Here is a 20,605-nt window from a genome sequence, read left to right as displayed (position 1 = left end):
GGCTCGTGGCATGGTGAGCGAACCCACGACCGTGACCATCACCGGCGGCGGCGGGCAGATCGGCTACGCGCTGATGTTCCGCATCGCGGCGGGCGACATGCTCGGGGCCGATCGTCCGGTTCGCCTGCGGCTGCTCGAGATCCCGCAGGGCATGCGGGCCGCCGAGGGCGCGGCGATGGAACTCCAGGACTGCGCGTTCCCGCTGCTGGTCGACGTCGACGTGACCGACGATCCGCTGACCGCCTTCAACGGCACCCGCATCGCGCTGCTCGTCGGCGCGCGGCCCCGCACCGCCGGGATGGAGCGCGGCGACCTCCTGGCGGCGAACGCCGGCATCTTCGGCCCCCAGGGCAAGGCGATCGGCGCCGTGGCCGACGAGGACGTGCGCGTGGTCGTGGTGGGCAACCCCGCGAACACCAACGCGCTCATCGCCGCGGCATCCGCTGCTCCCGACGTGCCGGCCGACCGGTTCAGCGCCCTCACACGCCTCGACCACAACCGCGCCGTCGGCCAGCTCGCCGAGGCGCTCCAGGTGACGGCGGACGAGATCGCCGACGTCGTCGTGTGGGGCAACCACTCCGCGACGCAGTTCCCGGACGTCTCGCACGCGATCCTCGCAGACGGGATGCCGGTGTCCGATGCGCTGGCCGAGCGCCTGGGCGGACACGAGCAGGCGACGGCGTGGCTCGACGACGTCTTCATCCCGCGGGTCGCCAAGCGCGGCGCCGAGATCATCGCGGTGCGTGGCTCGTCCTCGGTGGCTTCGGCGGCGAACGCGGCGATCGACCACGTCCGCGATGAGCAGCTGGGGTCGGGGCTTGGGCTGACGTCGGCCGCGGTGCTCTCGCGCGGCGAGTACGGCGTGCCCGAGGGCCTCGTGTGCTCGTTCCCCGTGACCTCGCGCGGCGGCCGATCCGGCTACCGCATCGTCGAGGGGCTCGACCTCGACGATCGCGCTCGCGGCCGCATCGACGCCTCCGTGGCCGAGCTGGTCGCCGAGCGCGACGCCGTGCGCGACCTCGGGGTGCTCTGACCCTGGGCGCGCTTCGTCTCTGCGTTTCGACTCGCAAGCTCGCTCAACGACCGGCCAGAGGCGCGGCAATAGGCTCTGAGTCGTGGAAGTGCTGATCGTCGTCATCGTCGCGATCATCGTCATCGCGCTCGCGACGGCGGTCGCCCCGAAGCTCGGCATCGCCGGACCCCTGATCCTGCTGCTCATCGGTGGCGCGGTCAGCCTGCTGCCGTTCGTCGAGATCCCCGAGATCAATCCGGACTGGATCCTGGTCGGCGTGCTGCCGCCGCTGCTCTACTCTGCCGCGGTCGCCCTGCCGGCGATCGAGTTCCGCCGCGACTTCGGGCCGATCGCTGGGCTGTCGTTCCTCCTCGTCATCCTGAGCTCCATCGTGCTGGGCGTCTTCTTCATCGCCGTGATCCCCGGCATCCATCCCGCCATCGCGGTGGCCCTCGGCGCCATCCTGAGCCCTACGGATGCCGTAGCCACGTCGATCGTGAAGCGGCTGGGTGTCTCGCGGCGCGTCGTGACGATGCTCGAGGGCGAGAGCCTGCTCAACGACGCCACGGCGCTCGTGCTGCTGCGCACCATGATCGCCTCGGTCGCGGTCGCCACCACGGTCGCCGGCGACACCACCGTCGGCGTGGGGTTCCTGCCGGCCTTCGCATGGGGTGTGCTCGTCGCCGTCGTGGTCGGCGCCGTCATCGGCTTCCTCAACCTGCGGCTGCGGGCCCTCATCAAGAACTCCGCCGCCAACACCGCGGTCGGGTTCGTCGTGCCCTTCATCGCCTACATCCCCACCGAGGAGCTCGGCGGATCCGGCCTCGTGGCCGCCGTCGTCGCCGGCATCGTCACCGGGCAGGGTGCCGCGCGGTGGTTCAGCCCCGAGCAGCGCCGCTCGGACGAGCACAACTGGCAGACCATCGAGCTCGTGCTCGAGGGCGCCGTCTTCCTGGTGATGGGACTCGAGCTGAGCGACATCGTCACGCAGAACATGCAGGACCACAACGGCCTCGGCACCGGTCTCGGCATCGCGGCCGGTGCGCTCGGGATCATCATCGCGGTGCGCGCCGGGTACGTGTCGCTCCTCGTGTGGCTGCAGAGCCGGCGCGCCCGGGGTCGCCAGCGAAGCCGGCTGGAGGCGATGTCGGCCCGGATCGACGAGATCGCGACGGGCGGGGCGGCGGGTTCCGGCGCAGAGTCGGACGGGCGAGCGGATGCCGCCACCGCGCGACACGACGCGCCTCGGCCACCGGCATCCCGTCGCCGCCGTCGCAACGGACGCGACGAGGTCGATCTCGACAGCCCCCGAGCCCAGCGCCGTCTCTCGTCGATGCGCGAGCGGGTGTCGCGAGCGCTCGGCGACCTCGACTACTACCAGGCGTCGCCGCTGGGCTGGAAGCACGGCGCGATCATCGTCTGGGCGGGCATGCGGGGCGTCGTGACACTGGCCGCCGCGCAGACCCTGCCCCGCGACGAGACCGCCGATCGGGCGCTGCTGGTCTTCATCGCCTTCGCCGTCGCGGTGGGCAGCCTCATGCTGCAGGGCTTCACGCTGCCCTGGCTCGTCAGCGTGCTGCGGCTCGAACGATCGGGCGACGACAGCCTCGACAAGGCGGAGCAGTCCGCCCTCGACGACGAGCTGCGCGACGCGGCCGTGGCCGCGCTGTCGAGCCCGGCCCTGCGCCGCCGTGACGGCACGGAGTTCTCCGACGACCTCGTCCAGGTCGTCGGCAGCCGCATGGTCGACCCGCCCGACGAGACCGACACTCTTCCCACGCGCGACCTGCTCGAACTGCGACTGGCGATGATCGAGGCGATGCGCACGCGGCTCAACCAGCTCTCCTCCGGGGGCGGCTACAGCACGCCGGCCCTGCGCCACGCGCTCGCCGAGCTCGATGCCGACCAGCTGAGCCTCGAGCTGCGACTCGACGACGAGGGCTGAGCGGGATGGGATCGACCCGGTGGGCGCGGCGCGACCGTCGCCTGGTGAGACAATAGGCACCGAGCGAGGGGGCCTCACATGAGCGAGACGACGAAGACGCCGGATGCCGCGCATACGCACGCGGCTCCCGTCAGCGGGTCGGCCGGGGCCGACACCGCGCCCCTGCACCTGCCGCACCCGGCTGCGGAGTGCCCGAAGTGCTTCACCGAGCTGCAGCAGAACCGCGACTGGTGGCAGGCCCGGCCCGCGGGCTCACGGCTGGTCGGACTCGTGATCGCCCGCGACGATATGCCCTCGGTCGTCGAGCAGCGCAATGACCTGACGCGCTTCGGGGTCCCGATCGAAGGGTTCCGGCATCCGGCTCCCGAGACGCTCGAGTCGTGGGAGGAGAGGCTCGTGCGCCTCTACGGCACGCTGCGACGCGGCGATGTGCTCGTCGTCGCGAATGTGCACGCCCTCGGCCGCGACATCGACGAAGAGGCCCGCACCGTCGCCGAACTGCACCGGCGCGGGGTCGTCGTGAAGGTCGTCAGCCACGGCGGACGCCACCTCTACGACGCCGGACGCTGACCTCGCCGGGCGGCGGTCGGTACCGCCGGGCGCTCGACCGGCGCTCAGGCGTCGTCGTCGGCGCGGGAGTCGCGTTCGCCGTTCAGTGAGTTCGCGCGCTCCTCGTCGAGGAGCGGCAGGTCGTCGCGCGTGACCAGGCGCGCCGCGAGCGCGTGCTCCACGAGCCGCACCCGGCGGTTGGTGGCGTACGAGCGGACGCCACCGCGCATGCCCGGAACGCCGATGCGGTCGAGCTTGTCGCACACGTTGTCGAGCTTGCGGTTGAAGCGGGTGAGCGTCCACCCCAGCCGCTCGGCGGCCTGCGCCGACGTCGGCAGCTCGCTCATGCCGGTCCCCTCCCGGCGCAGCACCGGCTCGGCGAGCGCGAGGATCATGACGCGCTGGCTGTGGGTGAGCGGCACGTCGCCGATCGTGCTGAGCCCGTCGTCGTCGGGCGGCGGCTGCGTGTCGCGGAACGTCGGCTCGGCGGCGTGGATGGTGAGCTCGTAGGTCGTCGGCCCCGCGCTGAAGATGACGGATGTCGCCGCGAACACCAGCGGCAGGCGCGCACCCGGTGCGAGCCAGGCCTGCACGCGACCGCCGGTGTCGGTGACGGTCGCCGACAGGCGCGAGCCCACATTGGACAGCAGCCAGAGGCCCTCGACGTTCTGGATCGTGAGGAAGTTGCGGTGCAGGAACAGGTTGTCGTCGATCGCGAGGTCGCCTTCGCGTCCGACCGTGAACACCTCGTCGGGCGGGACCGAGAACTCCTCTCCGGCGAACTCGACCCTCAGCGTGTCGGCAACAGCAGCGGTCACGGCGCGCACCCCCGGCTCGGTGTCTGCTGGTACTGGCCGTTGTCGCGCACCAGGGTCACATCGATACAGGTCGGTTCGGACTCCAGGACGGGCACGACGATCTCGGCGGTGTCCACGGGCAGGGCCTCGGTGGTGGGATCGCTCGCCGAGACCGGTTCGACGATGTAGCTGTCGCCGTCCTGCGGGTCGGGGTTCGTCCAGGTGAAGCGCACACCGCCCTCGACGGCGGCGCCTGCCACGTCTTCCACGGGCGGCACGACCATCGAGATCGGGTCCTGCGGCTTCGACGAGGCGGAGGGCGTCGGCGGATCCTGGGACGTGCCCGACAGCAGGCCGGGAAGCGACACTCCGATGATCACCGCGATGATCACCAGGGCACCGGCACCGAGCCCGATCCACAGTCCCATGCGCCGGCGCGGCGCGACCTGGTCGGCATCGGATGCGACGACGTCATCGGCGCCGGGGGTGAACATCCCCGGGACGGTCGCCGCAGCGCCGTGGTCGTGGAACGTGCCCCGGGACACGGTGGTGGCATCGGTCGTCGCGAATCCGGTGGTCGCGGGGGCGCGGAGCACCGTCTCGTCGAGCGACACCGGCAGGTCGCTCTGCCCGCGGAGCTGCGTCTGGTCGTACGCCGACGGCGGGGTCGTCGACCGCGCGACCGTCTCGGCGTCGACGGGCGCCGGCTCGAAGCGCGACGACGCCGGGGCCGTGACCGCCGACGGGCGCGTCATGCCGGCTGCCGGAGTCGTCTCGGGGTTGATGCTGACGACGCCGCGCACGCGCGTGAGCCCGTCGTCCTCGTCCTCCTCGATGTCGTCCGGAAGCTGGTCGTCGAGGATGTCGATCGGCGTCACGGAGTGCGACAGCTCGATCTGCACGGTCTGCAGCGCACGCGCGAACGCGAGCGCGCTCTCGTAGCGATCGGCGGGCGACTTCGCCATCGCCCGCTCGAGCGCCCGCTGCAGCGACACCGGCACGTCGGCGCGGCCGAGAGGCGGCAGCGCGAGCGTCTCGATGCGGTGGATGAGCTCGGCCGCCGTGTTGCGCTGACCCGGCAGCTCGAACGGCGACCGGCCGGCGAGGAGCGTGTAGACGGTCGCTCCGAGCGCCCACACGTCGGAGCGCGGGTCGCTGCGCGGCACGTCGGCGAACGACTCCGGCGGCGACCAGGGGATCGACAGGCCCGCCGACTCGGCGGCGGCATTCGTCGTCGACGCGATGCCGAAGTCGGTGAGCGCCGGACGGTTGTATTCGGTGACCAGGATGTTCGCGGGCTTGATGTCGCGGTGGAGCACCCCGGCGCGGTGGGCGGTCTCGACGGCGGCGGCGACCTGCACGCCGACGCGGAGCGACTCGGCGATCGAGAAGGGCTCGCGCCGATAGCGCACCTGCAGGTTCGGGCGCGGGCAGTACTCCATCACCAGGTACGGGCGGCCGTCCTGCGCGACGCCGGCCTGGTAGATCGTGACGATCGCCGGGTGCGTCGAGAGCATGGCCATGACATTGGCCTCGGCGGTGAACTCCTCGACCGATCCGCTCGACATGCGCTCCGTGAGCAGCACCTTGACGGCGACGCGCCGCTTGGGCAGCTGCTGCTCGTACAGGTACACGTCGGCGAAGCCGCCGGACCCGAGCAGGTCGACATAGGTGAAGCCCGGCAGATCGGGCGGCGCCATCGGCGCGCGCTTGGGACTCACGACATCCCTTCGATCGCGACCGTGATGCCGTCGCCGAGATCCAGCACGTCTCCCGGGACGACCACCGTGCCCTCACCAGGATGCAGCCGCACGGGGTCCGCTCCCGGGCGCAGCAGCGTGGTGCCGTTGGTGGTGCGCAGATCCGTGGCGACGATGCTCTCACCTTCGGCCCGCAGCTCGACGTGGCTGCGCGAGATGTCCTGCTGCGGGCTGTCGACCGCGACGAGGTGCGGCAGGTCGGTGCCGCTCACGCGCGTGGAGCGCGGGCGGCGCCCGATCACGACGGTGCGGTCGAGCGGGATCACCTGCCCCGTCGACATCCGTACGCGCCCGGGCGCGGGCGGGCGCGGTGGGGCGAGCGGGTCGAGCGGAGCGTCGGCAGGGGAAGGCGCCGGGTCAGACCCTTCGACACCGGATGCCGCCGCGCGCAGCGCGCGAGCCTGGGCGAGCGAGATCGTCGCGCCGTCGTGATCGCCGGCGACGGCCGGGCCGGGCGCCGGACCCGGTGCAGGCGCCGGCGCCTCGTGCCGCCCAGCGGCGTCGTCGGCGGATCGGATCACGGTGGCGCCGATGAGCTCGTCGAAGCCGGCCGCCCCGGCGGCGCCGTCCTCCTCGTCGTCATCGTCCAACAACCAGGCATCGAGCCCGCTCCGTGCCGGCGCGGCGTCGTCCGGGGAGAGCGCCGAGTCGGACGGCAGGAGCGTCTCGGCGTCGGCGAGCGACGGCACGGAGTCGATGAGCCCTCCTGCCGGTGCGGCGATCGCGGGCACCGGGGACGCAGCGACACGCGGTTTCTCGGGAACCTGGGCGGTCGGCTCGGCGCCGGGGGCCGCAGCGAGGGGCTCGGCGGCATCCTCGGCGGCAGCGGGAGGCTCCGGTGCCGGAGCGACGGCCGGAGCCGAGGCGGGCTCCGGGCGCTTCGCCAGCGCCGGTGCCGCCGACGGGCGTGGGGCCGCGGCATCCCACACGATCCCGCCGGCCAGCACGACGCCGTCGGCGATCTCCCACTCGGCGGGGGACGATGCGTCAGGGTCGGACGTCGTCAGCGCGACGCGCACGACCGCGGGGATCACCCGCTCGGTCCACGTCGTGACGCCGGTGCCCGTGACGCGCTCGGGCGTCGCCGCGTCGACCTCGAAGGCGAAGTCGCCGCGAACGGCGATGCGGATGCCGTCCCCCTCGGGGAGCGCCACCGCGAAGGCGGGGATCGCCGTCAGCGACGCGCCGTAGGCGCCCGTGAGAGCCTCGATGACGCCGCCCAGCCCGCGCCCCTCGGCGACGAGGGTGCGGATGCGCCCGAGGAGCGCTGCCGAGGTTCCCGGTTCGAGCACCGCGAAACCGCGCGGCGTGACCGCGATCGGCGTGGTTCCCGGGGCGTACAGCGTCGGCATCAGAATCCTCCTGTGGCGACCGCACGCGGCAGCGTGTCGCCGTCGATGTCGGCGAGCGGATGCGCGGGGGCGCTCACCGGCACCGTATCGCGTTCCCACGTCCTGTTCGTACGTGTGCGCACCGCGAGCGCGTCGACGACCAGCGCGGTGATGTTGTCGCGACCGCCTCGCACCATCGCCTCGTGCACCAGCCGCGTCGCCGCGGCCTGCGGGTCGGTCTCGGTGAGCAGGATGGCGTGGAGCGCGTCGCGATCGAGCTCGCCGGAGAGGCCGTCCGAGCAGACGAGGATGCGGTCGCCCTCCTCTGCCGGGAGCAGCCAGTAGTCCGGTTCGGAGTCGCTTCCGGCGCCGATGGCCCGGGTGATCACATTGCGTCGCGAGTCCCGCTCGGCCGCATCGGCGGCGAGCTCCCCGCTGTCCACGAGCTCCTGCACCACGGAGTGGTCGACGCTCACCTGCTCGAACCGCCCCTCGCTGAGGCGGTAGGTGCGCGAGTCGCCGAGGTTGATGGCCAGCCAGTAGCCCTCGCCGTCCACATCGGCGATCACGACACCGGCCAGGGTGGTGCCTGCTCCCGCGCCGGCACCGGGCGGCAGCATCGCGACGCGGCGCCGCGAGGCCGTCACCGCCGTCTGCACCTCGTCGATGGTGAGGCTCTCGCGGCCGGCGAGCGCCGCGAACTCGTCGATGACCGCCGCACTGGCGATCTCGCCCGCGTTGTGACCGCCCATGCCGTCGGCCACGAGGAACAGCGGCGCGGCGGCGATGTAGGAGTCCTCATTGATGCGGCGCCGCAGACCCGCGTCGGTCGCCGCTCCGCACGCGACCGCGATCGGCGCCACCGGATCGGTCATCACGCGACGCTCACGGCGACGCGCCGGTCGCCGAACTCGAAGGTGTCGCCGGCACGCACGTTGGTGCGCACGCCGGGCATCAGCGGGATCCGTGCGCCATCGCGCACGAGCGTGGTGCCGTTGGTCGAGTGGCGGTCGACGATCCACGCACCGGTGGAGTCGCCGCCGATCTCGAAATGCGTCTTCGAGAGCGACAGCGTCTCGTCGCGCACGGGGATGGAGACCGCGCCGTCCTCGTTCGCCGGATTGCGCCCGTAGAGCGTGCGCCCGTATACGGCCATCCGGGTCCCGTCGTCCCAGGTGAGGACGGCGAGCACCGGAGCCTCGTCGTACAGCGCGGCGCGCTGCGCGGGCGGCGGCACGACGAGGCGGGTCTCGTCCAGATCGTGCGTCGACGACGCGAACGCGACCGATGCCGGGGCCACGACCGACGCCAGGGGCCGCGCAGGTGCCGCCGGAGGGGCGACGACCGACGCGACGGAGGCGAACGGCCGAGCGGGAGCCGGGGCGGGAGCCGAGGGCGTGCCCGCGCCGAACAGGGCGGCGAGAGGCTCGGTGGTCGTCGCCGCCGGGAACGGCATCGTCATGCTCGGGAAGTCATCGGTCTGCGCCGCACGGGTGACCGGCGCGTCGCCGGTCACCCACGGCACGCCGTCGATCACCCCGGGACGGATGGGTGCGATGGGGCGCGTGGCCGGAGCCGGACCCGCCACCGCCGGTGGTGCTTCGGCCGGTGCCGTCACCGGTGCCGATGCAGTCACCGGTGCCGGTGCAGCCGCTGCCAGGAAGCCGGGCATCGGCGCCGCGTACAGCGGCTGCGCGACCGGCGGGCGCACCGCCGCCAGGTAGGGATTCTCGGCCAGGAGTGCGGTCGCGTCGTGGCGAGTCGTCACATGGCCGGCCCGGATGTCGTGCACCACCGATCGCGACGCCATGTCGTGCCAGCCCTGGCGGCGGCCGCTGGAGTCGAACAGCGGCGAGAAGTAGCCGACGACGATCGATCCCGCGAGCCCGAACACGATGTTCCGCCACACCGCGCGCCAGAATCCGATCCGGCCGCGCGAGTCGACGTCCTGCAGCTGGAGCCCGAGGGCCCGCTGTCCGATCGAGCCGCGCCCGCCCTGCATCGCCGAGTACACCAGCCACCAGGCGAGCAGCGCACCGCCGACCACGAGGTAGGCGAGGACGACGGCCACCGCGAGGCTCGCCGAGTCACCCGTCGCGCCGACGCCGAAGACGACGGGCACCGCGACCCCGACCAGCACCGCCGCGATGCCGTAGGCGACCCCGAGGTCGATCGCGAACGCCCCCGCACGGCGTCCGATGGTCGCCGCGGGGGCGGCGACGGGCGGGCTGGTGGTCATTCGGTCTCCTGCGGGGGGTGGGTGGGTTCTGCGGCGCGGCGCCGGCCCGCGCGACGCGACGCGCGCTTCGACGGCGCGGCGTCGGGCGCCTCCGGCTCGGCCGCCGTGCCCTTCGCCGCAGGCTTCGCCGTCCGACGCGGGGGCGTGAGACGTGCCGGCAGCGCGAAGCGGGTGCCTTCGAGCAACGATCGGATGCTGAGCCGCGCGCGCAGCCGCTGCCACAGCGACCGCTCCTTGCCCATGCCGCCGACGATCTCGTCGACCTGCGACCAGAACGCGTCGATGTCATCGGGCGTCGGCTCGGTCGGACCGAAGACCTCGAGATCCGCCCGGGTCGCGAGCGACGCGACGCGCGGCTCGGCGAGCGCCGCCGTCAGCACGCCCGCCTCCTCCTGACGAGTCGCCCCGGGACGAACCGGCGCGCCGTAGTCCGTGGCACGGTCGACCAGCTCGTCCCAGCCGCCGCTGATGCGGTCGGACGCGCGCTCCGCGTCTCGACGCTGACGGCGGCGGGTGGCCTTGAGCGCCCCGATCACGATGAAGGGCGCGAGCAGGACCGCGAGGACTCCCAGTACGCCGACGCCGATCGACACGATGGTCCACAGCAGGCCGAGGTCGAGGCCGTCCTCATCCTCCGACCCGCGGTCGTCCGCGACGGTCGGCGGCAGGTCGACGGGCTCGGCCGGCGGGGGCGGCGGCTGCAGCACCTGCGGCTTCGGGTCGGCCTTCGGCTTCGTCGTCTGGTCACTGGGGACCTGGTCCTCGGGGGGCGTCGGGTCGAACGGCACCCAGCCGGCGTCGTCGAATGCGACCTCGACCCACGCGTGCAGATTGTCGCCCGTCGCGGTGAAGACCGGTTCGCCGGCGGCGTCCTCTTCGGGATAGAACCCCATGACGACGCGGGCGGGAATGCCCACCTGGGCCGCGAGGAGCGCCATCGCGGTGGCGTACTGCTCGTCGTCGCCCACCATCTGCTGCGAGCCGAGCAGCGTCGCGATCCGCTCGGCGCCGTGGCCGGCGCGCGAAAGCGGCTGACCGGCGAGGCCGTGGCTGAAGTAGCCGCCCTCCGACAGCATCAGCTGCAGGGCGCGCACCTGTTCGACGGGAGTCGTCGCCTCGGCGACGGTCTTCGATGCGACCTCGGCGAGGCTCTCGGGCACGCCCTCCTGCTTGGGCATCTTCAGCGGTGCGAACGCCTGGTCGGCGAGCTGCTCGTCGCTCGGGACATCGGGGATCACCGCGTCGATCGTGTAGGCGTCGCCCTTCTCGAGGCCGGCCGTCACCACGCCCGTCTCGGTCGCCTCGTTGTAGTGCGCGGTGCGTCGCAGGTCGTCCGCCCGGTCGCCGTCGAACGTGACGCTGCGCGCGGCGCCGGCATCCGGCATCCACACGCTCTCCAGGGCGCCGATCTCGACGTGCACCTGCGCATCGGTGCCCTCGGCATCGGCGGACATGTTGGTACGGGCGGGCGAGAACGCGCTTGAGGAGCCGCTGCCCTCGTCCGAGACGTTGTAGACGGTGCCGTTGTAGGCGTCCATGGTGGCCAGGCGGACACGGGCGCCCTCGGGCAGGCCGCTGACCGTGAAGAGCGCGTCCTCCGGGTGGTCGCGCACATAGGCGCGGAACGACTGCAGCGGGCTCGCGAACTCGCGGATGTCGAACGGCGGGATCACGACGTCGCGCAGGACGTAGCGGGGCGACGTCGGTGCCGCGAAGCCGCTCGTGGCGATGCCGATGACCGCGGCGATGGCGATGACCGCCGCACCCGACAGCACCCTGCGGATTCCTGCGCCCGAGCTCGCCGAGCCCTCGCCGACCGAGATGGCCGCGGCCTGCGGCTGCCACGCCTGGCGCAGGGCCAGCCAGACCACGGCGACGAGCCCGAACACGACGCCCTGGACGACCGGCACGAACGGCTCGGAGGTTCCCAGCGCGATCTCGATCGCCAGGAATGCGGCCGCGGGGATCAGCGACCACGCCGCGTTGCGCAGCCGCAGCGCGAGCGACGTCGTCAGCACGGCCGCGACCAGCGCGAGGATGAACGGCACGATCAGGTGGCCGTCGTCGGTCGCCACCGGCGCGATCGTGGTGAGCAGCTGCTTCCACGACATGAACGTGCCGAGGGCGAGCAGGCGCAGCGTCTCGAGAGTCGGCACGACGCCCGCGACCGTGGTGTTCGGCAGCGCGAGAGCACCGCCGAACAGGAAGTAGACGATGACGGTGGCACCCGTGAGGAGCAGGATGCCCCACCGGAACAGCGAGCCCAGGACGCCCAGCGCCATGCCGAGCACGAGCCCGCCGAGGGCCGCGACCAGATAGCGTGCACCGTCGAAGGTCGGCCAGAACCCCACGATGGGGATGAGGAGCAGCAGCGTCACGGCGCCGAGATCGAGGATCCACCGGCGCAGCGACAGAGACTCCCCCGCGGCACGCGGCGCGGGGACCCGCGGTGCGGCGGCACGCGTGGCCGGGGCGGATCCCGCACGCGACAGGGGGGTGACGGGGGCGGTCATGCGAGGACCTTCCGCAGCGCGTTGGGCAGCTGCTCGAGCGCGCCGAGCGTGACGACATCCGCCTCGCCGATACGGCGCAGCGAGGGAGCGGACTCGCCGGGCGACGCGACCACCGCGAGGACGCGCGCGCCGAACGGCAAGCGGCTGCAGGCGCTGCGCAGGTCGTTGGCGTCGACTCGGCTGCCGCACACGAGCACGACGACGCTCGCGAGCGGCAGGGTGGCCGCCACCACGCCGGCGAGGTCGACGACCGTGCCCGCGCGCGGCTTGGACTGGCCGAGCGCCGAGAGGGAGTCGAGGAACTGCTTGCCCGTGCCGGACGGCAGTGCGCGCTCCTGCACCCGCACCTCGACGCGGTGCGAGTCGCGCAGTGCCCGAAGGCCGAGCGAACCGGCGGCGGAGATCGCGAGCTCGAACTCCGCGTCGTCGCGATAGTCGGCCGGGCTCGTCGAGAGGCCGATCACGAAATGCGAGCGGCGCGTCTCCTCGTACTGGCGCACCATCATGTGGCCGGTGCGCGCGGTGGACTTCCAGTGCACGTGGCGCAGGTCGTCGCCCGGCTGATACTCGCGCAGGGCGTGGAACGACACGTCGTCGGGCGAGAGATCGGTGGCGGGAAGACCCTCGAGATCGCGCAGGAACCCGAGCGACTGGCCGTCGAACAGCACGGTGCGTGGGTGGACGAACAGGTCGACCGGTTCGTCACGACGGTGCACGCGCTCGAACAGGCCGAGGGGATCGCCGCGTACGACGCTGACCGGCCCGACCTTGACGACGGCGCGGCGCGACGTGGGGATGGCGAAGAGCTCCTCCGCGGACTCGCCGGCCGCCAGCCGCTGCACGTCGAACACGCCGCGTCCGCTGCCGACCGGCAGCAGCACGCGGGAGGGCAGGATGGCGCGCGCGCCGGTGTTCGAGAGTGTCAGTGCGCCGATCGCGCGCTCGCCCACGACGACGCGCGTGCGGTTGAGGTCGAGCGAGACGTCGTAGGCGGTACGCCCGATGAGGAACAGCAGGCAGAGCAGCAGCACGACGGCGATGGAGACGGCCGCGACGGTCAGCTCCCACCAGCCGAGCGACCGACCGGCGATCCACAGCGCCACGGCGCCGGCGAGAAGCACCCAGGCGGCGGGGCGCACGACCGCGAACACGCGTCCGAGCACGCCGCCGGCGCGGCGCAGCGCGTCCAGCGCCAGCTGCCCGTACCAGGCGCGACGGTCCTCCGTGGCCGTCGCCTGCCCGAGTGCCTCCGTCGTCATCAGGCCGCGGACCTCGCCTGAGGTGCGGCGATCGACTCGAGCACGCGCGCGACGACGGTCTCGGCCGACGTGCCCGCGAACTCAGCCTCGGGGTCGAGCACGATGCGGTGGGTCCACACCGGCGCGACGAGCGCCTTGATGTCATCGGGCAGCACGAAGTGGCGCCCCTGCGCGGCGGCGTACACCTTGGCGATGCGGATCATCGCGAGCGAACCGCGCACCGAGACGCCGACGCGCGTGGCCTCGTCGTCACGGGTCGCCTCGGCCAGCTGCGCCGTGTAGCGCAGGACGGCGGGGTCGACGTGCACGGTGCCGGCGAGGTCGGCCATGTCGGCGACGGCGCCCGTCGTGATGATGGCGGGAAGGTGCGCCGACGGGTTGCGGTCGGCGGCTCCGGCGAGGATGCGCTCGGCCACAGCAAGGTCGGGGTAGCCGATCGAGGTCTTGACGAGGAACCGGTCGAGCTGAGCCTCGGGCAGCTTGTAGGTGCCCGCCTGCTCGATGGGGTTCTGGGTCGCGATCACGAGGAACGGGCGACCGACGTCATGGGTGACGCCGTCGACCGTGATCCGCGACTCCTCCATGACCTCCAGCAGCGCCGACTGCGTCTTCGGCGAGGCGCGGTTGATCTCGTCGGCGAGCACGATCGAGGCGAACACGGGTCCGCGGTGGAACTCGAAGCGGTGCGAGGCCTGGTCGTAGATCGTCACGCCGGTCACGTCGGACGGCAGCAGGTCGGGCGTGAACTGGATGCGGCTGCTGGTGCCCTGCACCGTCGCCGCGAGCGCCTTGGCGAGGCTCGTCTTGCCGGTGCCCGGGGCATCCTCCAGCAGCACGTGGCCTTCGGCGAGCATCGCCGACAGCACGAGCGCCACGACCTCGCGCTTGCCCATGAGGGCCTGGTCGACGTTGTCGACCAGGCGTGCGAAGGTGCCCTGGAACCAGGCCGCCTGTTCGGGGGTCATCGTCATCGTGATTCGTTCCTTTTCATGAGTCGTCTTCGCAGCTCTCGCTACTGCCAGGTTCGCCGCTCGCTGTTGCCCCAGCCGCCGATCGAGATCCACACCTGCTCGCCGTCGTCACCGAAGTAGCAGCCCAGCTGCACCGTCCCGTTCGCGGGCAGGTGCCTCGTCGCGCCGCCGGCGAACGGCGTGCCGCCGTAGGGGCCCGTGGCGTTGCACGAGACGGAGTAGTCGCCCGCGGGGAAGTTCTCGGTGTGCACCAGGAAGTACGCGCACTGCGCGGTGCTGCAGTTGGGCTGTCCCTGCGCGGAGCTTCCCTTCGTGACCCACACCTTCGGCTGAGGCGCAGCCACGGTGGTCGCGGCGTCCGAGGCGATCCCGCTCCACTGGCCGGCGGCATCCTGGGCGCGTGCCTCGATCGTGTGGCGTTCGCTGTAGCCGTAGTTGTTGGTCCGCGAGTTGTTCAGCGCCACATCCTGCCACCCGCCGCCGTCGATTCGGATCTGCATCGCCGTGATGGCGCGACCGTTCTCGGCGGGCGGGCTCCAGCTGAAGGTGATGCTCGTACCGCTCGCTTTCGCGCTCACGTTCGGGTTGCGGACGGGCCCGTAGGGCTTCACGGTGTTGGAAGGCGCGGACTCGGCGCCCGGTTCGCTGACGCCGTTCACCGTGGCGACGGCCCGGACCCGCACCGAGTAGTTCGTCCCGTTCGTCAGTCCGCCGATGACGCCGTTGCCCGCCAGAGCCTGCCAGCCGCCGTTGTTCACGGACGCCTGGTAGCTCAGCTCGCCGGGGTTCGCCCCGTTGGACGCGCCGGGCTGGAAGGTCACCGTGAGCGAGCGATCGCCCTCGCGCGCCGTCACGCTCGTCGGAGCCCCGGGCGGCGTGAACGCGCGCTGCGGCGCCGAGGTCGCGCTGAACTGACCCCAGCCGGCCTTGTTCTGCGCGCGCACCCGGAACGTGTAGTCGGTGGTCGAGGTGTCCACGACGACGGCCTGGCTCGTCTGCCCCGCCGCGACGGGGATCGAGTTGAGCAGCGACGAGCCGCGAAGGACGTCGAGCTGGTACCCCGAGATCGCATCGCCGTTGTCGGCGGGTGCGTTCCACGCCACCTGCATCTGCGCCTGCGACCCCACCGGCTGCAGCCGCGCCGTCGTCGGTGCGGCGGGCGCGTCGGGCGCCCGGGCCGGGATCTCGCTCACCGACCACGGGCTCCAGCTCGACGGCTCGGGCGCGCGGTTGAGCGCCTGCACCCGCACCTGGTAGGCGACGCCGTTCTGGAGGCCGTCCCACACCGTCGAGTTGCCGGTGACGTCGGTCTTCTGACTGATGCCCGAGGCCGGCGCCGGCGAGATCTCGAGGTTGTACTTCTCGACCGGGGAGCCCGGCGTCGTCGGCGTGACCCACGACACCGAGAGGCTCCGGTCGCCGAAGACCAGCGACGGTGCGGCCGGCGTATCCGGACGCGCGTCGGGGCGCGCGGTCTCGGACGGCGCCGACGGGTCGGACGGCCCGACACGGTTCTCGGCGACGACCGTGAAGTTGTACTCCACGTTGTTCGTCAGTCCGTCGAGGGTGCAGGTCGTGGCGAGGCACTCCTTCTCGTAGTTGCCCGCGGTGGAGGAGACGAGGTAGCGCTCGATCTCGGCGCCGTTGTTCGCCGGCGGCGTCCACGACAGTACGACCGTGCGGTCCTGCACGCTCGAGACGGTCGGCGTACCGGGAGCGTCGGGCTTGCCCTGCACCGTCAGCCGGATGCGGCCCTCGACCTCCCGATCGGGATCGCCCGTGGCGTCCTGCACGCGATAGCGCACCACCATCGTGCCGAAGAACTTCGCGTCCGGCGTCACCTGCACCTGGTCGCCCGCCACGTCGACGTCGCCCTGACCGGTCTCGAGCACCGCGGTCGTCACCTTCAGCGGCTTGTCGGGGAACGGGTTGACGTCGTTGTTCAGGACGGGCACCGTGATCGTCTTGCCCTGGTCGGCCTCGTCGATCACGTCGTCATTGGCCGTGGGCAGTTCACGCGTCGACGCGATCACTCGAACCGTCACGGTTCCCTCGACGGGCTCGGTGGTGCCGTCCGTGATGCGCAGGCGAAGCGTCGCCGCGGTGCCCTTCTTCGTCTCCGCGGCGGCGCTGACGCGCAGCTCGTCGTCCTCGATGGACGCGGTCAGGCCGTCCGGCGATCCGCCGACGATGTCGAACTCCAGGCGGTCCGCGTCCTCGGGGTCGGGGTCGGTGGTGAGACCGCCCAGGTCGAGCGTCGTGGCGTCCTCGCCGGGTGCGACATCCATCTGCCCGTTCACGAAGACCGGCTGCTGGTTCTCGGGCGGCAGCACCGTGATCGGCAGGGTCAGAGTGGCCTTGCGTCCTTCGGGATCGTCGGGACCGGTGCCATCGGTGACCTCGAACGTGATCGCATCGGGTCCGAAGTACCCGGCGGCCGATGTGTAGACCAGGGTGGTCTGATCCTTGATCAGCGACGAACCGTCGGCGTGCGCAGCGGTCACCTTGGCCGCCTCGGTGATGACGACCTTGCCGCCGTCGGCGGACCGGACGTACTCCGAGAGAGGCATCTCGACGGTCTCGCCGCTCTTGACCTCGATCGGCTCGGTCGAGACGAGGGTGGGCGGCAGCGACGACAGCGCCGGGATGTGGATGAAAGCGGATGCCGCGTTCCCGTCGCGGTCGGTGACCGTGTACGTGACGAGGCGGTCGGCGTCGCCGAGCGTGATCCGCACGGTGCCGTCCGAGAGCACACGCGAGTCCGCGTCGGCGACCGACAGCTCGAGGTCGTCGACCGTGCCGTCGGGGTCCTCGTCGTTGGCGAGCACCTCGAGATCGACCACGCCGTCTTCCACGTCCGCGGCGCGCACGTAGTCGTCCCGGGCGACCGGCTTCTGCAGCGGCACGTCCTCGGCCACCGTGATCTGCAGCACGGCCTTCGCCTCCGCACCGCGCGCATCGCGGATCGTGTACTGCAGCGACGTCTCGATCGGCTCCGACGGGGAGGTCACGACGACGCGGTTGCCCTCCACCTTCGCCTCGAGGCCTGCGACATCGGGCAGGATGAGCCCGTTCTTGACGATGCCGTACTCGTCGCCGTCGGGGTCGGAGTCGTTGGCGAGCACGGGGACGGCGACCGAGCGGTCGGGCCGCATGATGACCGCGTCCTTGACGGCGTACGGCGCCTGGTTCACGCCTTCGGCGGGGGCGATCCCGACCCGGATCGTCGCCGTGGCCTCGGCACCCAGACGGTCGCGCACGCGGTAGGTGAAGGTGTCGACACCGGCGGTGTCATCGAACGCCTCGTACACGAGGTAGTCGGAGCCGGTCTCGGTGATGCGGCCCTTGCTCGGCGAGGATGCCAGGCCGACCAGCTCGACCGAGTCGCCATCGGCGTCGATGCCGTCCAGCGGCACCGCGATGCGGACCCGCGTGCCGCCGAGCACGCGCGCCGTGAGGTCGTGCGGGCGCGGGGCGGCGTTCGTCTCTTCGTTGACCGGCAGCACCTGGATCGTGATGTAGCCGGCGTCCTTCTGGCCGGTGCTGTCGACCGCTTCATAGGTCGCGTAGACGGTGCCGGGCTTGTCGGATGCCCGGAAGCGCACGGTGTCCTGCGAGACGAAGACCTCTCCGTCCTCGGGCTCGACCAGCGGCGGAATCAGATCCGGGGCGACGTGGATCGCGTCGCCGTTGGGGTGGTAGTCGTTGTCGAGCAGCGGGATCGTCACCACGTCGCCGGCGCGCACCACGACCTGGTCGTCGTTCGCGACGGGCGGGCGCAGCTGTGCCGGCGCGGGGATCGGAATGACGATGACGTCGCCCTCGGCCGACTGCGAGCCGTTCGAGATGCGATACGAGATGCGCACCTGCTCGGACAGCGCCGCCTGATCGCTGATCCGCAGCGTCTCATGGTTGAGCACCGCGACGGCGATGCCGGAGTTCGGCTCGACGGTGACGGACTGCACCACCAGGATGCCGCCGGAGGGATCGGAATCGTTGGTCAGCACGTTGACCAGCACCTCACCGCCGCTCGGCAGCAGCGCGACATCGCGCACGGCCACCGGGGGCAGGTCGGTCTCACCCTCGGGGATCACGTCGACCCGCACGATGCCAGGCACACCCGCGGTGCCGGCGGCCACCATGTACTGCACGTAGTACGTGCCGGGGGTCGCAGAGCGGAAGGTGAAGGTCTTGTTCGCGTAGTCGGGAACGATGTCGGTGCCCGAGACGGGATCGACGCGCGCGAGGCGCAGTGGCTCGCGACCGGCGCCCACATCGTTGACGAGCGGCGACACGGTCGCCGTCTGACCGGTGCGGACCGCGATGTAGTCGGCGTTGGTCACGGGGTCGATCGAGCCGACCGGCCGCACGTCGAAGCGGATCGTGCCGACCGTGACATCGGTGCCGTCGGAGACCGAGATCTCGACATCCTTGCGGCCCTGCGTCCCGCCGACGGCGCGGTAGGTGATGCGCCCGTCCGAGGTGTAGTCGGCCTCGTCGCCCTCCGCGGGCGTCACCGCGCCGAGGAAGACGTCGTCGCCGTCCGGGTCGATCCAGTCCGGCAGCACGTTGTAGGTGATGGTTCCGCCGGCCTCGATGGCGACGGTCGTCACACGTTTCTGGGTCGGCGGCGCGTTGACGTCCCAGCCGTGCACCGAGAGGGAGACGCGCGCGGTGTCGGTGCCGCCGCGGCCGTCCGAGACCTCGTAGCTGAAAGATGCCGCCCCAGAGGCATCCTCGGGGACCGCGATCTGCAGCGCGCGGCCGTTGTCGATCGACTGCACGTCGCCGATCGACGGGCCGCCCTCGAGCACCCGCGTCGTCAGCACGTCCCCGTCGGGGTCGCTGTCGTTGTCGAGCAGCGGGAGGATGGTGGTGCGGCCCGGACGGACGCCGAGGTCGTCGTCGTTGGCGTCGGGCGGCGTGTTGATGTCGGAGCGCTCCGGGAGCACCGTCTCGGTGGTCTCCTCGGTGGTCTGCTCGTCCTCTTCCGTCTCGCCCTCGGGAGGTGTCAGCTCGTCCCAGTTGTCGACGCGCTGCAGATCTTCGGCCGCCATCCACGTGGCACCGCCGACGACGTCGTTGAGCACCACGACGTCGCGGTTGACGCGGAACTGCAGCAGGGAGGTCGGCTCGACGCCGTCGATGTCGGCCTCGAGATCGCTGGCGTCGCCCGCGCAGTCGCGCACGAAGCGGCCGGAGCCGCTCCAGGCCGCATAGGCGCAGCCGTCCAGCCACACCGGATACGCGGGCGCGCCATCGCCGCCGGCATCGGTGGAGGTCTCGGCGGAGCCGTCGAAGGGCACGCGCACCAGCGCGGCCGCCGTCGACACCGAGACGGCGTCGGAGGCGGCGGACGGTTGCTGCAGCACGGCATCTCGCCCGCCGTCGATCTCGGTCTCCCGGCCGTCGGCGATGACGGTGCCGTCGGAGGCGTCGAGCACCACGGCCTTGTCGCCGACCGCGGTGATCGACAGCTCGGAGTCCTCGTCCACGCCGGGCAGGGCGGCACGCGCCGGCTCTTCGGGGGCGTCGTCCGCGCCCATCCGTATCGTGACCAGTTCCGCGGTCTCGGCCGACGCGCCGTGGACGATGCCGTCGACGCCGATCGCGACATCCGCTCCCTCGCCGAGGTTCGTCGTCGGATCGGCGCCCTCGATCTGGAACGATCCGATGCTCTCGGCGGGCAGCACCCACAGATCGCCCGACGCGCGGTCGAGGATGGCGGCGGTCGTGCCACCCAGCACCACCTTCGCGTCGCCCGGCAGGCTGGCGGCCCCCGACAGGGAGACCATCCCCGGATCGATGACGCTCACCGCGGAGCCGGCGTTGTCGACGAGGAGGACCGTGCCGCCGGACTGGAGGATGTCGTAGTCATCACTTGTCGTCCGCAGACCGCCGTCGAGCACCTGCGACTCGTGGTTGAAATGGCCGACCATGAGGCTCGACTGCTTCGTGACCCAGACGCCGCCGTCATGGAGGTCGACCTCGGTGGTCGGGACGCCCTGGTACACGAAGGCCAGCGTCGTGAGGGTGACGGCCGCGGCCGTGACCGCACCCGCCGATGCGAGCGCACGGGGACGAGCGCGCAGCCATGCGGAGGATCTCATCGAGCCTCGGCCTCCTGCGGGGTGTCGGGCGTCTCTACGTGGCGTCGAGACCGGACGTGGGGCATCCGGCGCTCACCGAAGACATCAGGGAACAGTCCACCCTAACCCGACTCACGGAA

12 protein-coding genes are annotated in these 20,605 nt (G+C 72.0%); 3 read left to right on the top strand and 9 right to left on the bottom strand.

The genetic code is table 11. From position 1 onward, the window contains the following. Positions 1-10: 10 nt before the first annotated feature. The 3 genes from MRBLMI12_RS10795 to MRBLMI12_RS10785 all read left to right on the top strand — a co-directional run bounded on the left by MRBLMI12_RS10795 (position 11) and on the right by MRBLMI12_RS10785 (position 3,527). Positions 11-1,033, top strand: a complete 1,023-nt coding sequence (locus tag MRBLMI12_RS10795; RefSeq protein WP_363356484.1) for a malate dehydrogenase — start codon at positions 11-13, stop codon at positions 1,031-1,033. Positions 1,034-1,115: 82 nt separating this feature from the next. After that, a complete protein-coding gene (locus MRBLMI12_RS10790; protein WP_363356482.1) occupies positions 1,116-2,957 on the top strand; it encodes a cation:proton antiporter in 1,842 nt (613 codons plus the stop codon). 78 nt (positions 2,958-3,035) lie between these two features. Then, a complete protein-coding gene (locus MRBLMI12_RS10785) occupies positions 3,036-3,527 on the top strand; it encodes a recombinase family protein (protein ID WP_349425895.1) in 492 nt (163 codons plus the stop codon). A 44-nt stretch (positions 3,528-3,571) separates the two neighbouring features. Here the strand turns inward: MRBLMI12_RS10785 and MRBLMI12_RS10780 are convergent, their stop codons facing one another. The 9 genes from MRBLMI12_RS10780 to MRBLMI12_RS10740 are packed head-to-tail and all read right to left on the bottom strand — an operon-like array spanning position 3,572 to position 20,486. Next, positions 3,572-4,333 (bottom strand): hypothetical protein, encoded by a 762-nt coding sequence (locus MRBLMI12_RS10780; RefSeq protein ID WP_404910996.1) that lies wholly within the window; start codon positions 4,331-4,333, stop codon positions 3,572-3,574. Next, positions 4,321-6,024, bottom strand: coding sequence for a serine/threonine-protein kinase (locus tag MRBLMI12_RS10775; RefSeq protein WP_363356478.1), 1,704 nt, complete (start codon positions 6,022-6,024; stop codon positions 4,321-4,323). The genes MRBLMI12_RS10780 and MRBLMI12_RS10775 overlap by 13 nt, the downstream gene beginning before the upstream one ends. After that, positions 6,021-7,415 carry an FHA domain-containing protein gene (locus MRBLMI12_RS10770; protein ID WP_363356476.1) on the bottom strand — a complete coding sequence of 465 codons (1,395 nt, stop codon included), beginning with the start codon at positions 7,413-7,415 and terminating at the stop codon, positions 6,021-6,023. Before MRBLMI12_RS10770 ends, MRBLMI12_RS10775 begins: the two co-directional genes overlap by 4 nt. Next, the gene (locus MRBLMI12_RS10765) at positions 7,415-8,269 is read right to left on the bottom strand and encodes a PP2C family protein-serine/threonine phosphatase (RefSeq protein WP_363356475.1); all 855 of its coding nucleotides are present in this window, start codon (positions 8,267-8,269) and stop codon (positions 7,415-7,417) included. The genes MRBLMI12_RS10770 and MRBLMI12_RS10765 overlap by 1 nt, the downstream gene beginning before the upstream one ends. After that, the gene (locus MRBLMI12_RS10760; RefSeq protein WP_363356473.1) at positions 8,269-9,633 is read right to left on the bottom strand and encodes an RDD family protein; all 1,365 of its coding nucleotides are present in this window, start codon (positions 9,631-9,633) and stop codon (positions 8,269-8,271) included. Before MRBLMI12_RS10760 ends, MRBLMI12_RS10765 begins: the two co-directional genes overlap by 1 nt. Then, positions 9,630-12,146 (bottom strand): transglutaminase-like domain-containing protein, encoded by a 2,517-nt coding sequence (locus MRBLMI12_RS10755; RefSeq protein ID WP_363356471.1) that lies wholly within the window; start codon positions 12,144-12,146, stop codon positions 9,630-9,632. The genes MRBLMI12_RS10760 and MRBLMI12_RS10755 overlap by 4 nt, the downstream gene beginning before the upstream one ends. Beyond that, positions 12,143-13,405: a DUF58 domain-containing protein gene (locus tag MRBLMI12_RS10750; RefSeq protein WP_363356470.1), complete on the bottom strand. Its 1,263-nt coding sequence runs from the start codon at positions 13,403-13,405 to the stop codon at positions 12,143-12,145. Before MRBLMI12_RS10750 ends, MRBLMI12_RS10755 begins: the two co-directional genes overlap by 4 nt. After that, positions 13,405-14,376 (bottom strand): AAA family ATPase, encoded by a 972-nt coding sequence (locus MRBLMI12_RS10745; RefSeq protein ID WP_349425887.1) that lies wholly within the window; start codon positions 14,374-14,376, stop codon positions 13,405-13,407. The genes MRBLMI12_RS10750 and MRBLMI12_RS10745 overlap by 1 nt, the downstream gene beginning before the upstream one ends. Before the next feature lie 41 nt (positions 14,377-14,417). Further along, positions 14,418-20,486, bottom strand: coding sequence for an Ig-like domain-containing protein (locus MRBLMI12_RS10740; RefSeq protein WP_363356468.1), 6,069 nt, complete (start codon positions 20,484-20,486; stop codon positions 14,418-14,420). Between the last annotated feature and the right edge of the window lie 119 nt (positions 20,487-20,605).

It is taken from the genome of Microbacterium sp. LMI12-1-1.1 (genome assembly GCF_040676455.1).
GTDB lineage: Bacteria > Actinomycetota > Actinomycetes > Actinomycetales > Microbacteriaceae > Microbacterium.
The sequence above is the reverse complement of the archived record's forward strand: the minus strand, read 5'-3'. Positions and strand labels throughout refer to the sequence as shown.